General features: G+C 63.4%; 12 protein-coding genes. 9 read left to right on the top strand and 3 right to left on the bottom strand.

Going from position 1 to position 14,399, the window contains the following annotated elements:
* Positions 1–110: 110 nt before the first annotated feature.
* A complete protein-coding gene (locus tag AC788_RS06280; RefSeq protein WP_442965526.1) occupies positions 111–2,507 on the bottom strand; it encodes a DUF3772 domain-containing protein in 2,397 nt (798 codons plus the stop codon).
* Between the two features lie 249 nt (positions 2,508–2,756).
* Between AC788_RS06280 and pstS the strand changes: the two genes are divergently transcribed.
* The 6 genes from pstS to AC788_RS06250 all read left to right on the top strand — a co-directional run bounded on the left by pstS (position 2,757) and on the right by AC788_RS06250 (position 7,937).
* On the top strand, positions 2,757–3,788 hold the full coding sequence (gene pstS, locus AC788_RS06275) for a phosphate ABC transporter substrate-binding protein PstS (RefSeq protein ID WP_049859740.1): 1,032 nt from the start codon (positions 2,757–2,759) through the stop codon (positions 3,786–3,788).
* Between the two features lie 77 nt (positions 3,789–3,865).
* Positions 3,866–4,831: a phosphate ABC transporter permease subunit PstC gene (gene pstC, locus AC788_RS06270; protein ID WP_049859739.1), complete on the top strand. Its 966-nt coding sequence runs from the start codon at positions 3,866–3,868 to the stop codon at positions 4,829–4,831.
* On the top strand, positions 4,831–5,724 hold the full coding sequence (gene pstA, locus AC788_RS06265; RefSeq protein ID WP_049859738.1) for a phosphate ABC transporter permease PstA: 894 nt from the start codon (positions 4,831–4,833) through the stop codon (positions 5,722–5,724). The genes pstC and pstA overlap by 1 nt, the downstream gene beginning before the upstream one ends.
* A 76-nt stretch (positions 5,725–5,800) precedes the next feature.
* A complete protein-coding gene (gene pstB, locus AC788_RS06260; protein ID WP_010210300.1) occupies positions 5,801–6,562 on the top strand; it encodes a phosphate ABC transporter ATP-binding protein PstB in 762 nt (253 codons plus the stop codon).
* A 54-nt stretch (positions 6,563–6,616) separates the two neighbouring features.
* Complete coding sequence (locus AC788_RS06255; protein ID WP_049859737.1) at positions 6,617–7,318, top strand: hypothetical protein; 702 nt, start codon at positions 6,617–6,619, stop codon at positions 7,316–7,318.
* A gap of 61 nt (positions 7,319–7,379) precedes the next feature.
* Positions 7,380–7,937 carry a hypothetical protein gene (locus tag AC788_RS06250; RefSeq protein WP_236690471.1) on the top strand — a complete coding sequence of 186 codons (558 nt, stop codon included), beginning with the start codon at positions 7,380–7,382 and terminating at the stop codon, positions 7,935–7,937.
* A gap of 9 nt (positions 7,938–7,946) precedes the next feature.
* Here the strand turns inward: AC788_RS06250 and AC788_RS06245 are convergent, their stop codons facing one another.
* Positions 7,947–9,884 (bottom strand): sigma-54-dependent Fis family transcriptional regulator, encoded by a 1,938-nt coding sequence (locus AC788_RS06245; RefSeq protein WP_049859735.1) that lies wholly within the window; start codon positions 9,882–9,884, stop codon positions 7,947–7,949.
* A gap of 233 nt (positions 9,885–10,117) precedes the next feature.
* On the opposite strand from AC788_RS06245, the gene AC788_RS06240 reads away from it, so the two are divergent.
* From AC788_RS06240 to AC788_RS06230, 3 genes are all read left to right on the top strand, one after another.
* Positions 10,118–10,999: a DUF1932 domain-containing protein gene (locus AC788_RS06240; protein ID WP_049859734.1), complete on the top strand. Its 882-nt coding sequence runs from the start codon at positions 10,118–10,120 to the stop codon at positions 10,997–10,999.
* 10 nt (positions 11,000–11,009) lie between these two features.
* Positions 11,010–11,714: an S-adenosylmethionine--2-demethylmenaquinone methyltransferase gene (locus tag AC788_RS06235; RefSeq protein ID WP_049859733.1), complete on the top strand. Its 705-nt coding sequence runs from the start codon at positions 11,010–11,012 to the stop codon at positions 11,712–11,714.
* A gap of 84 nt (positions 11,715–11,798) precedes the next feature.
* Positions 11,799–13,160 carry a CitMHS family transporter gene (locus AC788_RS06230; RefSeq protein WP_049859732.1) on the top strand — a complete coding sequence of 454 codons (1,362 nt, stop codon included), beginning with the start codon at positions 11,799–11,801 and terminating at the stop codon, positions 13,158–13,160.
* 262 nt (positions 13,161–13,422) lie between these two features.
* On the opposite strand, the gene AC788_RS06225 is transcribed toward AC788_RS06230, so the two are convergent.
* On the bottom strand, positions 13,423–14,340 hold the full coding sequence (locus AC788_RS06225; RefSeq protein WP_049859731.1) for a carbohydrate kinase family protein: 918 nt from the start codon (positions 14,338–14,340) through the stop codon (positions 13,423–13,425).
* Between the last annotated feature and the right edge of the window lie 59 nt (positions 14,341–14,399).

The following is a 14,399-nucleotide window of genomic DNA, read 5'->3' as shown; positions in this document are numbered from 1 at the left end:
GGCGACGGAACCGAGCGGTCGCTTGCGCACACGACCGCTACAGAACCGACCTTCGCGCCGCGGCTACGGTTTCCTCGCCTTGGGCAGGGACAGACCAACGGCGCCGGGCATCAAGCCACGGGCTTCGGCTCCTGCACAGGCGCGGCGTCCACCTTGTCGTTGATCAGCAACATGCTCTGCGGCGCGGACAGCGCCACGCCCATGGTGCGCAGGCGATCCAGAATGGTGAACAGCAGGTCGCTGCGCGTGCCGCCGACCGAGCGCGGGCTGTTGACGAAACCGCTGACGCTGATCAGCAAGCCAGCGCTGGTCAGGTCCTTGAAGGTCACCGAAGGTGCCGGGTCGGCGAGTACCGCTTCATGCTCGGTGTAGGCGGTCATCAGCAGTTCGCGGATCTTCAGGACATCGGTGTCCAGCGGCAGGGTGAGGGTGATGCCCACCACACCCAAGGCGTTGCCCATGGTCACGTTGCGCACGTTCTGGGTGATGAACTGCGAGTTGGGCACGATCACCGTGGAACGGTCGCCCATCTGGATCTCCGTGGCGCGGACATTGATGCGGCGAATGTCGCCTTCCACACCGGCCAGGCTGACCCAGTCGCCGACCTTGACGGGCCGCTCGGTCAGCAGGATCAGGCCGGAGATGAAGTTCTGCACGATCGCCTGCAGGCCGAAGCCGATACCCACCGACAGCGCACTGACCACCCAGGTCAGGTTGGTCAGGCTGATGCGCAGCGTCGACAGTACGCCGATCCCCAGCAGTACGAAGCCGATGTAGCCCACCAGCGTCACCAGCGAGGCGCGCATGCCGGCGTCCATGTTGGTTTCCGGCAGCAGGCGATCACCCAGCCAGTTCTTCAGGATGCGGATGCTCAGCAGTCCCCCGACCAGCAGCACCACGGCCAGGAGGATGTCGCCGGGAACGATATTGAGATCGCCAAGGGATTTGCTGCCCACGTCCAGGCGGGCGAAGCTGGCCAGCAGTTCGCTGGGGTTCGAGCCGGATGGCATGAAGGCCAGGATCAGCGCAATGCACAGCAGCAAGGTCCGGCCGATACCGGCGAGCAGGGTGCTGGCCTGGGCCTGATGGCGTGGCGACAGCCCGAGCATGGCGCCCAGGGCCTGACCGCCCGCTTGCTTGGGCGACAGCAGGGTTTCGCAGATGTCGACGAAGAACACGGTCAGCAGGTACGCCGTGGAGGTTACCAGGCCGATCCACAGCAGCTTCACGGTCAGCACGTAGGCCAGGGTCAGATAGCCGCTGAGCAGCCCCAGCAGGATGATGCCGACCCAGACCGCGAGAATGAACGGGATAAGCCCGACGAAGCCTGCGGTGCGCTCCAGCGCCAGGCGGCGACGGGTCCGGCGCACGCGCACCAGGCCGTAGACGAAGATCAGCGCGACCAGCAGCGCGGTGAGGCCGTTCACCGCGACCGACAGCGCGAGGCTGCTGGCGATCACGCTGTTGATGCGCTCGAATGTGCCGGTCACCATCAAAGACAGCGCCAGCACGGCCGGAAGACCACCGATGGCGGTGGCCACCGGGTCGGGAATGTTGGGCAGACGCCACGACGGATTGGGCAGCATCAGCAGGGCGCGGCCCATGCCCACCAGGAACGCGCAGAACAGGATCAGCGTCTGCACCTGATCGATCAGGTTGAGCACATTGGCACTGGGCTGGGAGTGGCTGACGATGCCCCACTGCAGCAGCGAGGTCGCGGCGCTGATGGTCAGCACCGTGGTCAATCCCGTGGCCAGGGCCAGGGTACTGCGGCGCAACCGACCCTCGGGAAACCAGCGGATCATGGCCCGCACGAGCAACCGTTCGATCAGGCGTCGGGCCACCACCCACACCAGCAGGGCGGACAGCACGATCATCACGAAGGTCCCGCGCGAGCCGGGCGCCATGGCGGTGTCGAAGACTTGCCTGACGTCTTGCCACAAGCCGCCGAGTTTTCGCACGTCCTCTTCGGTGGGCCGAATCAGGCTGGACCAGAAGGCCGAACTCAATGGACTGGCCGAGCGCGTGCTGATCTGGGTGTCGAGCAGGTTGCGGCGCAGGTTGAGGATCTGCGCAGCCAGGTCGCTGGCCGAGGTGCTCAGGGCAGTGGTGTCGGTCTGGTCGGTGGTCAGCGCTTTTTTCTGGTTGACCAGGGTCCGACGCTGCGCGGTCAGGGTCTGCGGCTCGTCGGGTTGGGCGGCGCCGAGCACGTTGAGCTGGTCGTCCAGATGGCCCATGTCCACGCTCTGGCGGGCGAGCAGGGCTTCGGCCTGACGCTGCACCTGCAGGGCGGCCTGGCGCAGACTGGCGAGCAGGTCATCATTGGCGGCGGTGGACACCTTCTGCCGGATCTGGTCGAGCTGGTCGCTGAGCTGCGCCGGCGTGGCCAGGACTTCGACCGGCGCGCTGTCGGTGCTGGCCGAGGGGGCCGGCGCGGGTTCGGCAAGGGCGGGCACACTGGCCCATAGGCACAAGGCCAGCAAGCCCATACACCAACGATTGATCATGGATTGCCGCATCTTTCGATTCTCTTTGAGCGGAGGTCCGCACGCGCGGACCTCGGAAACGTGAAAACACCGATTGCCCTTGCCTGACCACCGAGGATGGACACGCAAGGGCCGGGGGAGGTTACAACATGTGAATGAGATTGAGGCCCCCGTTTTGCACGAATTGGACTGCACCGGTCGTCGGATTCATCAAACCGTCACAAAAGCTGTGCACAGTTCCGTTGCCCTTTATCTCAGTGAGTTTCTTAGATGAAAAGTTTGATGAAGTCTGCCGCGCTCGCCGTTGCCGTTTCGCTCAGCGCCAGCTCCATGGTTTTCGCCGCTGACGGCATTCGCCTGACCGGCTCTGGCGCCAGCTTTCCGGCCCCGATCTACCTCACCTGGTTCAAGGACTTCAGCAAGAAATCCGATGGCGTGACCGTCGACTACCAGTCCAAGGGGAGCGGTGCGGGCGTACAGGACTTTTTGAACAAGACCGTCGATTTCGCCGCCAGCGACTCGGCCATGAAAGATGAAGACATCGCCAAGGTTGCCGAAGGCGCCCAGCTGCTGCCGATGACTGCGGGCGAGATCGTTCTGGCCTACAACCTGCCGGGCAGCCCCAAGGGCCTGAAACTGCCACGCGACGTCTACTCCAACATCTTTCTGGGCAAGATCACCAAGTGGAACGATCCGCAGATCGTGGCCGCCAACCCGGACCTGAAACTCACCGACATGCCGATCACCGTGGTCGTGCGTGCCGACTCCAGCGGCACCACCGCGGTGTTCACCAAGCACCTGGCGACCATCAACCCGGCGTTCAAGGCTGACCTGGGCGAGGGCAACACCGTCAACTGGCCTGCCAGCGACAAGTTCATCAAGTCGCCCAAGAACGATGGCGTGACCGCCACCGTGCGCCAGACCCCGGGCGCGATCGGCTACATCGAATACGGCTTCGCCAAACTGGCCAAGGTCGACTTCGCCGTACTGCAGAACAAGGCCGGCAAGTACGTGGTTCCGAACGCCGAGAGCGGCGCCGAGGCCTTGGCCGCGGTGAAGATGCCGGAAAACCTGGTGGCTTGGCTGCCGGACCCCGAGGGCGAGAAGTCCTACCCGATCACCACCTACACCTGGATGATCTTCCGCAAGGACAACGGCAACCCGGCAAAAGCCAAGGCCATGCGCGACATGATCGAGTACAGCCTGACCGAAGGCCAGAAGATCGCCGACTCGATGGGCTACATCCCGCTGCCGCCGTCGGTTGTCGAGCAGGTTCGCAAAGCCAGCGCCAACATTCAGTGACAGACGCGGGACCTCGCTCGGCAACGGCTTGACGGCCCTGGCCGGCGAGGTCTTCTTCCACACCCCGGAACTTATCGATGAACAGCCCTTTCGTTGTACCGGATAACCCGGACTCAGCCTGCCAGCCGCCTTCGACGAAGGACTTTCTGGTCGACCGCACGTTTCGTGCGCTTGCGCGCGTCGGTGTGGTACTGATTCTGGCCGTGGTATTTGCCCTGATTTTCGAAGTAGGGCGCAAGGCACTGCCCGGCATGGAAAAACATGGTTTCGACGTACTGTTCGGCAGCGTGTGGGACGTCAACCAGGGCAAGTACGGCATTCTGCCGGCCATCTGGGGCACGCTCTACAGCGCCTTCATCGCACTGGTCATCGCCGGTTTCTTCGGCATCAGCATGGCGATCTTCCTGACCCAGGATTTCCTGCCGGCCAAGCTGGCTTCCGTGTTCCGCACCATCGTCGAACTGCTCGCAGCCATCCCCAGTGTGGTCTACGGCCTGTGGGGCATCTACGTGGTGATCCCGGCCATTCGTCCGCTGACCACCTGGCTGCACACCGAACTGAGCTGGATCCCCTTTTTCGGCACATCGCTGAGCGGACCGGGCCTGCTGCCCGCCGCGCTGGTGCTGGCCATCATGATTCTACCGACCATCGCCGCCGTGTCTCAGGACGCCCTGACCGCCGTGCCGATGAAAACCAAGCAAGCGGCCTATGGCATGGGCACCACCCACTGGGAAGCGATCCTCAAGGTCATGGTGCCGTCTGCCGCGACCGGCATCTTCGGCTCGCTGGTGCTGGGCCTGGGCCGGGCCCTGGGTGAAACCATGGCCCTGGCGATGCTGGTGGGTAACGCCAACAACATCTCGCTGTCGCTGTTCGCTCCAGCCAACACGCTGGCGGCGCTGCTGGCGCTGAACTTCCCGGAAGCCGGGCCGGGCGAGATCGAAGTGCTGATGTACGCAGCCCTGGTGCTGATGCTGATCACCCTGATCGTCAACGTCATCGGCTCCATGCTCATGGTCTACGCACAACGGGGGACTAAATGATGAACAGCCTGAGCACGCCCACCGCCGCCTTGCCCAGTCTGCAACGCAAGTTCGAAGGCCGCGCCCTGCGCAGTCTGGTGCTGACGACTCTGGTCTGGGCGGGCGCGCTGATTGCCAGCGTGCCGCTGCTGTCGGTGCTGTACATGCTGATCACCCGCGGTGGGGCGCGTTTGAGCCTCGAGGTGTTCACCGAACTGCCACCGACCGGTTTCGAAACCGGCGGTGGCTTCGGCAACGCCATGGCCGGTACCTTCGTGATGGTCGGCATCGCTGCGGCGATCGCCGTGCCGGTCGGCATCATGGCGGCGGTGTTCCTGGCCGAACTGGGTCCCGACAGCAAGCTGGCCAACGCCGCGCGCTTCGCGGCGAAGATGCTCACCGGGCTGCCGTCGATCCTGGCCGGGGTATTCGCCTATGCGCTGGTGGTGATGACCACCGGTACCTATTCGGCCCCTGCGGGCGGTGTGGCCCTAGCGGTGTTGATGCTGCCGATCGTGGTGCTGACCGCCGAAGAGTCGATGAAGATGGTGCCCAAGGTGATGAAAGACGCCGCCTATGGCATGGGCTGCACGCGCTCCCAGGTGATCTGGAAGATCATCCTGCCCACCGGCATGCCGGCGATCCTCACCGGGGTCATGCTCGCCGTGGCACGCGCCGCCGGGGAAACCGCGCCGCTGTTGTTCACCGCGCTGTTCAGCAACTACTGGATCTACCACGACGGCAGCCTGGCGGTCATGAACCCCACCGCGTCGCTGGCCGTACTGATCTACAACTTTTCCGGCATGCCCTTCGACAACCAGTTGGAGCTCGCCTGGGCGGCCTCCCTCGTGTTGGTGATGATCGTGCTGTTTGTGAACATTGTCAGTCGTGTTTTCGGCAAGCCCAAGTTCTGAGAATGGGAGCACCTATATTGTGAGTGTACTATCCGTGCAAAAAGCCGTCCCGTTCGCGACCCAGGCACCTGTGGTCATGGACTGCAAGCTCGACAAGATTTTCTACGGCAACTTCATGGCCGTGCGTGACAGCCACGTGCCCATCGAGAAGAACAAGATCACCGGCTTCATCGGCCCCTCGGGCTGTGGCAAGAGCACCGTACTGCGCAGTTTGAACCGCATGAACGACCTGGTGAAAGGCTTTCGCTTCGAAGGCCACGTGCACTTCCTGGGTCAGGACGTGTACGGCAAGGGCGTGGACCCGGTGGTGGTGCGCCGTTACATCGGCATGGTGTTCCAGCAGCCCAACCCGTTTTCCATGAGCATCTTCGACAACGTCGCCTTCGGCCTGCGGCTGAACCGCTACAAGGGCGACCTGGGCGATCGGGTCAAGCACGCGTTGCAGGGTGCCGCGCTGTGGGACGAGGTCAAGGACAAGCTCAAGGTCAGCGGCCTGTCGCTGTCCGGTGGCCAGCAACAGCGTCTGTGCATCGCCCGCGCCATTGCCACCGAGCCCGAAGTGCTGCTGCTCGACGAACCGTGTTCGGCCCTCGATCCGATCGCCACGCGCCGGGTCGAGGAACTGATGGTGGAGCTCAAGAAGGACTACACCATCGCCCTGGTCACCCACAACATGCAGCAGGCCATCCGCGTCGCCGACACGACCGCGTTTTTCTCGGTGGACATCTCCCAGGGCACGCGCACCGGCTACCTGGTGGAAATGGGCCCGACCGCGCAGATCTTCGAGAACCCGCGCGAACAGATGACCGGTGATTACATCAGCGGCAAGTTCAGCTGAGCGATGGCAGGAAGCCCTCGTTTTGCCTCACTCCTCAAGGATTCAGGATCATTCATGTCGGTAACCCGTCGTCTTGATTTGGCCGCGATCGAACGAGCCCTGCGTGAAGTGCAGGGCCGCTTCGCCGAGCTCAGCAAGCACTTCACCGAGCAGCGTGATCCGTTGACCGACGAGGTGGTGGAGAACGTCCTGGCCGGCTACGCCCTGGTCGACGACTACGTGGCGCAGGGGGTGGACCTGTTCGATCTGCAACAGGTCAACCTCATGCTGGAGATCAACGCCACCGTGCTCTGCGGGCGTGATCCGGCGCGCCGCGTCGAGTTCGCCCAGCACCTGGCCGCCACGGAAGAGCATTTCTTCAACAACACCGAAGGCGGCATCAAGGACCTCTACAACTGGTACTGCACCTACCGCAGCGAGTCGGTCTGGAAACGTGCGGCAGGTGTGTACGTGCGCATTCTGAGCAAGCCGCAGCTGTTCATCGAAGGCAACAACCGCACCGGCTCGCTGATCGTCAGCTACCTGCTGATCCGCGCAGGGCTACCACCTTTCGTGCTCTCGGTGGATAATGCGCCGGGCTATTTCAACCCCTCGTCGGTGATCCGCAATTCCGCCAAGCATGGCGTCAAGGCGCTTTACGAATTGCCCAAGATCAAGAAGAAGTACGCCGCCTTTCTCGAAGAACAGGCGCCGGACCCGAAAAAGTTCTTCCTCACTCACAAGCAGCTGGCGCTGCATGAGGGCAGGGGACGATGAATCCGACACTCTACAAACGTGACTCAAACCGATGTGGCAAGCGATCACAGGTCTTATTCCGATGAATCCGTTCAACCGTCCGCGCGTGCGTATTTCATTCGACATCGACGACACCCTGGCATGCCTGCCCCATCACAGCGAGGCCGAGCGCAGCTGGCTGCCGGGCTTCGTCCACCGCTGGCTGGGTGAGCCACTGCGTATCGGCACCCGCTCGTTGACCCGTGAACTGCGCCGTCAGGGTTGCAGCATCTGGGTGTACACCTCGTCGGGCCGCACGCCGGCCTACATCAAGCGCTGGCTGCTGCTGCACGGTATTCGGGTGGATGGCGTGGTCAACAGCGAGGTCCACAGCCGGGCCCTGGCCAGCCATGGCATGAGCCTGTCGCCTTCGAAGTTTCCGCCGGCCTTCGATATCGACCTGCACGTCGACGACTCCGAAGGCGTGGAAAGCGAGGGCCACGAGCACGGCTTTCGTGTGGTCGTGGTTCGTCCCGATGACGATCGCTGGACGCACCGCGTGCTGGATGCGGTGGCCGTGGTCCAGGCGCAACTGACGCGTCAGCAGCAGCCTGTACGCCAAGCCCAGCCGGTCCGCCAGCGCGTCCAGGTCTATTCCTGAAGCCCCAGGCTAGCCCTTCAGCGATGATTCCTGCGGCCCGTAAAGACGGGTCGCAGCGAAGGCCTCCGGGTCTGTTTCCTGATACTTCTTCATGCGCCGCCACAGGGTCGTGGTGCTGATCTGCAACAGCCGCGCCGCCTGTTCGCGGTTGCCTCGCACGCTCTGCAACGTGTCGAGCAGCACCTGCTGCTCGCTGCGGGCAAGTCCAGGGGTGGCCGGGGCGGGCGGGGGCAAGTCTTCCAGTGCTTCTTCCACCCAGGCGCCGCTCATGTCGCGGCCCTGGCTCATGACCGCCAGACGTTCGACGATATTGCCCAATTGACGAATGTTGCCCGGCCAATCGTGGGCGCTCAACCGCGCCAGTAGCTGCGGCCCAGGGGGCGCAGCGGGGATGCCAGAGCTGGCCAGCAGGTGCGTGACCAGTTCCGGAATGTCCTGCCGGCGTTCGCGCAGGGCAGGCAGTTGCAATTTGAGCACGCAGATGCGGTAGAAGAAGTCCTCGCGAAACAACCCCTGGGCGACCAACTGCGGCAGGCGTTTGTTGCTGGCGGTGATGATGCGAATGTCCACCGGCGTGACCTTGTCGTCGCCGATTCGCACCACCTTGCGCTCCTGCAGCGTGCGCAGCAGTTTGAGCTGGATTTCCGCCGATGTTTCGCTGATCTCGTCGAGAAAGATCGTGCCGGTGTGAGCCAGCTCGAACACACCGGCCTTGCCCTCGGCCAGGGCACCGGTGAAAGCGCCTTTCACGTAGCCGAACAGCTCGCTCTCCAGCACGCCAGGTGCGAAGGCTGCGCAGTTGATCGCCACGAACGGACCGTGGCGGCGTTTCGAGGCGTTGTGAATGCTCTGGGCGAACAACTCTTTGCCGGTTCCGGTTTCGCCTTCGATCATCACCGTGCTGTCCACCGCAGCGAAGGTTTGCGCCAGCCGCTTGGCCTTGGCCAGCGCCGGACTGCTGCCGATGATCGAAGCGAAGGTGTTCTCGGCCACGTGCTGGCGCGCCAGTTGCCGACGCATTTTCTGCTCGATGGCTTTGATTTCAGTCTGCTTCTGCAGGGTTGCGACGGCGCCGATCACCTGTTGGCCCAAGTTGATCGGCGCGATGCTCAGGGTCAGCGACAGGCGCCCCAGGTTGATCAGGGCGCCACGCACCGCCTCGCCCTTGTCCAGCACACGGGCGAAGTAATCCTGGGGCAGCAGACCGGCCACCTTGTCGCCACAGCCTACGGCTCCCAGGTACTGGGTGGCGACATTGTTCATGTTGGTAATGACCCCGTCGCTGTCGATGCTGAAAATGCCTTCGGACACGCAATCGAGGATGGAGCGGATCATTTCGTAGCGGCCCTGCAGTTCCAGCCGCTTGTGCAGACGCTCCTGCTCGATGCGCAGCAGGTGCAGAGCTTCGTCGATGGCATCGACGGCGGCGTCGGCATCGGCCTCGGACATCACGTAGCGCAGGCCGCGTGCCCTGACCGCCGGCTCCAGCGACAGACCACCGATGGCCACTTCGATGCCTTCGGCCTGCAGACGGTCGAGTTGCAGGTCGGTGCTCTGGGCGCTGCCGAACGGGTCGATCGAGCAGATGGTCACCGCTGGCATGAAGGGCCGGGCCTTTTCCAGGATGGCGGCGTAACCGTCCGAGGTGGCGAGGAAGGCGATCCGCTCCGACACCTTCAGCGCCTGGTGATAGGCATTGATGCAATCGAAAAAGGTATGACGCACCTCCACGATCGGCACCTGGAAGCGCTCGCGCAGCACGCTGGCGGTCTTGCCGCGGCTGATCAGCACACTGGTGCCCGCGTCGAGCGCCTGCTGCGCCATCAGTACCGCCTGGTGCTGCGCGGCCTCCACCACGGCCACGGTCAGGCCGCGTCGTTCCAATACCTGGTTCATCACGGTGGTAAGGGTGGTGGAGGGGGAGATGACAGCCAGTTTGCCCTGCATGGGAGGCGTCCTTCTTGTCGGAGTTGTCATGGATCGATGGCGCGCATTGCACGTTAGGGGCTGATGAAAGCTTTTGCAATCAAGTGAAATCACCCTGCACGCGAGCGGACTTCAGTCCTGTATTCCCACCGACCTTAACTCCCTGATCCTGTTGGATAAAAACTCGGTCGGCCTACTTTGGCACATGCCTTGCTCCCACTCCTTCAATAACAATACAAAGAAGGAGCACACGGATGAAACTGGTCTTCATCGGATTTGGCGAGGCCGCCTACCACCTGGCCACCGGTCTGCACACCCAAGCCGATCTGCAACTCGGCGCCTACGATGCCCACGCAGACGATCCCCAGCGCGGCGCGGCGATCCGCCACCGTGCCGAGCACGCCCGAGTCACGCTCTTCGACTCTCTGGAAAACGCCTGCCAAGGCGCCCGCTTCATCCTCTGTCTGACCAGCGCCAGCAGTGCTCTGGCAGTGGCCGAGCGCATCCTGCCGCTGCTCGTTGCCGGGCAAACCTACGTCGACATGAACTCGGCCGCGCCCACCGTCAAGCAGGCCGTCGACGCATTGCCCAGAGCCGAAGGCGTGGCGTTCTGCGACGCCGCGGTCATGGGCACGGTACCCGGCAACAATCACCGTGTGCCCATGTTGCTGGCAGGTGAGGGCGCATCGGTTTTTGCAGAAGCGTTCACGCCCTACGGCATGCGCCTGACCGTGCTCGACGCCGAGGCGGGCGCCGCGTCGGCGATCAAGATGCTCAAAAGCGTGGTGATGAAAGGCCTGCCGCAACTGCTGATCGAAGCCTTTCAGGCGGGGGAGAAGTTCGGCGTGCTCGACACCCTGGTCGAGTCGCTGGGCGAATCCCTCGATGGCAAGACCGTCGAGCAACTGGCCAACACCTTTACCGCCCGCACCCTGATCCACGCCAAGCGCCGCAGCGCCGAGATGGACGACGTCGTCGCCACCCTCGAAGACGCCGGGGTCGACGCCACCATGTCCCGGGCCAGCCATCGCCAGCTGGAAAAACTCGCCGCCACCGACTGGCATACGCAACTGGGCGAGAACGGCAGCGAACTGGACTACCGCGCCGCCATTCGCCATCTGGTCAACCATCGCTGAGGACAACCCCATGAATACCGAACACTATCTGCCCCTGCCTGAACTGATCCCCCAAGACCTGCTCGACCGATTCCGCAAGCTCAGTCCCGCCCAGTTGTGCGATGGCATGGCCAAGCTGGGCATTGCCCGCAACGGCGCCATGGACGCCGACCTGATGCCGCTCGACGAGCGCAAGGTCATGCTTGGCACCGCGTACACCGTCGACACCGAAGACGGCGACAACTTTCCGATTCACGTGGCCGTGTATCAGGGACAACCGGGCTATGTGCTGGTGGTCGCCGGCAAGGGCTACCCTGGGCGGGCCTACATCGGCGACCTGATGGCGGGCGCTGCGCAGGCCGTCGGGCTCACCGGGCTGGTCATCGATGGCTGCGTGCGTGACAAGGTGCCGCTCGCCGAGCTGGACATCCCCGTCTACGCCAAAGGCTTCATGCAGCGCAGTCCGGGCAAGCAGGGGCCCGGCAAGATCAACACCACCGTGACCTGCGCCGGCGTCGAGGTGGCAGCGGGCGATCTGGTGTTCGGCGACTACGACGGCGTTACCGTGGTGCCGCGGGCACGCCTGCTGGAAGTGCTCGAAGCATCGGAAAAAAAGAGTGCCTACGAAGAGCAGCGCCGCGAAGTGATCGACCACTACGTACGCTGCCGCGACGGCGGCGAGCCGCTGCCCGAGCTGGCACCCGACTGGGTCACCCAATTGCTGCAGGGCCGCTGAAGCCCGACAGGCTCGGCGGCCGAGGCCGGGCCTGCGTAACAGACGCTGCTTCTCACGATAAAAATAATAGGTGGAGACGTTCGGATGCTGACCATTCTGGGCTATACGTTGATCACGTCGTTCCTGCTGCTGGTGATCAGGCAGAAACTTTCGCCCTTCACTGGCTTGATCGTCGTGTCACTGGCGGTCGGGGTGCTGGTGTGCCTGCTCAGCGGTGTGCCGCTGGAGATGATCATCAAGTGGATCAGGGAGGGCCTGTTCTATTCCCAGGGCGCAGACGGCAAGGTCTCTCTGGGCACCGTGAACCCGACGGTGATGATTCTGTTCGCCGTACTGTATTTCAGCCTGATGATGAACGTGGGGCTGTTCGACCCGCTGTGCACCTACCTGATCCGCAAGGCCAACGGCGACCCGCTGAAGATCATCCTGGTGACGGCATTCACCTCCTCGGTGGTGACCCTGGACGGTGACGGCACCACCACCATCCTGATCATCACCACCGCGTTCCTGCCGCTGTACAAACAGATGGGCATGAAGCTGTCCAACCTGGCCATGCTGATCATCCTGCCGTGCGGGCTGGGCAACTGCCTGCCCTGGGGCGGCCCGTTGGCAAGGGCAGCGGCGGTGCTCAACCTGGAGGTCAGCACGCTGTTCGTGGCGATCCTGCCGATTCTGGGGGTGTCGTTCATTTACGTGTTCGGCATGGCGTATCTGATGGGCATCAAGGAGCGCAAGCGCCTGGGCTTCGTTGCCGGTGAAAAGGTCATTGTCACCGCCGAGCAGATAGCCGACATGGTCACGGTCATCGAAGACCACGACAAGGAACTGAAGCGGCCCAAGCTGTTTCTGTTCAACCTGGCACTGACGGTGGCCATGCTGGTGATCCTCATCGCCGGCTGGGCCAGTGGCGCGGTGGTGTTCATGCTGGGCACGGCGCTGGCACTGACCGTCAACTACACCGCAGTGGAGCAGCGCGAGCGCATCACCGCCAACGGCGGCGATGCGGTGGCGGTGGCATCGATCATTCTGGCCGCGGGCTGTTTCCTCGGCATCTTCAACGGCAGCGGCATGGCCGGCGCGGTGGCCGAGCACATGGCCAGCCTGATCCCCGAATCGATGGGCAGCCACACGGCGCTGATCTTCGCTTTCCTCGGCGCGCTGGCCTGCTACGCACTGCCGGTGGACGCCTACTATTTCGGCATCCTGCCGGTGGTCGCGCCGATCGCGTACAGCTTCGGCATCACCCCCACCGAAATCGGCGTCGCTTCGTTCATGGGCCAGGCGCTGCGCTACGCCAGCCCCACCGTGGCCTGGCTGTTCCTGCTGATGAATCGCACCGAGATGACCTTCGGTGAATACCAGAAGGAGTTCTTCAAGTGGTCGTTGCCGATGTTCGGGATCTTTCTGGTCACGGCAATCGTGACCGGCGAACTGCCGATCGGTTGAGGTCAGTGGTTGGCATTCATCGTGCCTGCGGTGAATCCCGATCAAACGGCCGAGGGGTACCCTGGTCTATCCCTGTACAGCGAGTGTGGGGATATCCCCCGCGCCATCGTCGAGGGCAAAACATGAACCCTGTGTTCTAATCGCCTGAAACCGCCGACGCGCTGGGCTGCCGAATAGACGGCGTCGGCGGCTTCGCGGCCACGGACCGCTCCTACGGTAATCTGCAGCCCTCCCGTAGGAGCGGTCCGTGGCCGCGAAGGGCTCAGTGCGGTTCACCTGAACGCACCAAGAGCTGTTCGACTTCTTCACGATTGGGTGCATAAGCGCCCGCATTGGCGCACGACACCGAAGCACATGCCGCAGAGAAGGCCAGGCGCGCCTGCGCCGCTTCGATGCCCAACAGGCCCGAAGCCAGCCAGCCTGCCATGCTCGCGTCGCCGGCACCCACGGTGTCGGCCACCTCGACGGCGATGGCGGCCTGCTCGACCTTGCTGCCCAGGGTGAATAACACCATGCCATCGGCGCCACGGGTGAACAGTACCTGAGCGTTCGCGTTCATCTCGCGCAGCTGCTGCAGGGCCTGTTCTTCGCTCAAACCGGGATAGATGTGACGCAGGTCTTCATCCGACAGCTTGATGATGTCCGCCAGTTCCACCATGGCCGGAAAGGTCACCTCACGGTAACGGCTGTCCATCAGGTTGCGCCAGTTGGGGTCGTAACTGATCAGCTTGCCGTGTCGCTTCACCTGCCGAGCCACTTCCACCAGCCTGTCACCCAGTGGCTGGCGCGCCAGGCTGATGCAACTGAAATGGCAGAGCTGCGCAGCTTCCAGCCAGCCCGCCGGCAGAAGCTGAACGTCGAAATGCAGATCGGCCTCGCCGGCGAAAAAATAACGGGGAGGGTGGCTGGAGGGCACGATCGCCACCAACGGATCGACGTCGATACGCTGCAGGAAACGCATGTCCAGGCCTGCGGCTTCGGACTGCTTGAACAGCTCATCCCCCAGCGAATCGGTACTGATCGAACCGGCGAACGCCGTCGATACCCCAAGGCGACTCATGGCCCGCGCCACGTTCCACGGCGCGCCACCCGGATAGCCCTGCCAGCGCCCGGGTGCGTGTTGGACCAGGTCGGTGAGTGCTTCACCAAACACCACGACTGCGGGCAGTTGCCTGTTCATCCAGCTTCCTCTTGTTATGTGGGGCACCGCTCGAATGGATCGAACGTGGAGCCGGGCAA

Origin of the sequence: Pseudomonas sp. RIT-PI-a, from assembly GCF_001187875.1 — a bacterium.
GTDB classification, from domain to species: domain Bacteria; phylum Pseudomonadota; class Gammaproteobacteria; order Pseudomonadales; family Pseudomonadaceae; genus Aquipseudomonas; species Aquipseudomonas coleopterorum.
The sequence above is the reverse complement of the archived record's forward strand: the minus strand, read 5'-3'. Positions and strand labels throughout refer to the sequence as shown.

Bases quoted from the DNA above. Each gene is read 5' to 3' on its own strand.
- AC788_RS06240 (WP_049859734.1), top strand. From the start codon at position 10,118: ATGAAACTGGTCTTCATCGGATTTGGCGAGGCCGCCTACCACCTGGCC.
- pstC (WP_049859739.1), top strand. From the start codon at position 3,866: ATGAACAGCCCTTTCGTTGTACCGGATAACCCGGACTCAGCCTGCCAG.
- AC788_RS06245 (WP_049859735.1), bottom strand. From the start codon at position 9,884: ATGCAGGGCAAACTGGCTGTCATCTCCCCCTCCACCACCCTTACCACC.
- pstA (WP_049859738.1), top strand. From the start codon at position 4,831: ATGAACAGCCTGAGCACGCCCACCGCCGCCTTGCCCAGTCTGCAACGC.
- AC788_RS06230 (WP_049859732.1), top strand. From the start codon at position 11,799: ATGCTGACCATTCTGGGCTATACGTTGATCACGTCGTTCCTGCTGCTG.
- AC788_RS06255 (WP_049859737.1), top strand. From the start codon at position 6,617: ATGTCGGTAACCCGTCGTCTTGATTTGGCCGCGATCGAACGAGCCCTG.
- AC788_RS06225 (WP_049859731.1), bottom strand. From the start codon at position 14,340: ATGAACAGGCAACTGCCCGCAGTCGTGGTGTTTGGTGAAGCACTCACC.
- pstS (WP_049859740.1), top strand. From the start codon at position 2,757: ATGAAAAGTTTGATGAAGTCTGCCGCGCTCGCCGTTGCCGTTTCGCTC.
- pstB (WP_010210300.1), top strand. From the start codon at position 5,801: ATGGACTGCAAGCTCGACAAGATTTTCTACGGCAACTTCATGGCCGTG.
- AC788_RS06280 (WP_442965526.1), bottom strand. From the start codon at position 2,507: ATGATCAATCGTTGGTGTATGGGCTTGCTGGCCTTGTGCCTATGGGCC.
- AC788_RS06235 (WP_049859733.1), top strand. From the start codon at position 11,010: ATGAATACCGAACACTATCTGCCCCTGCCTGAACTGATCCCCCAAGAC.
- AC788_RS06250 (WP_236690471.1), top strand. From the start codon at position 7,380: ATGAATCCGTTCAACCGTCCGCGCGTGCGTATTTCATTCGACATCGAC.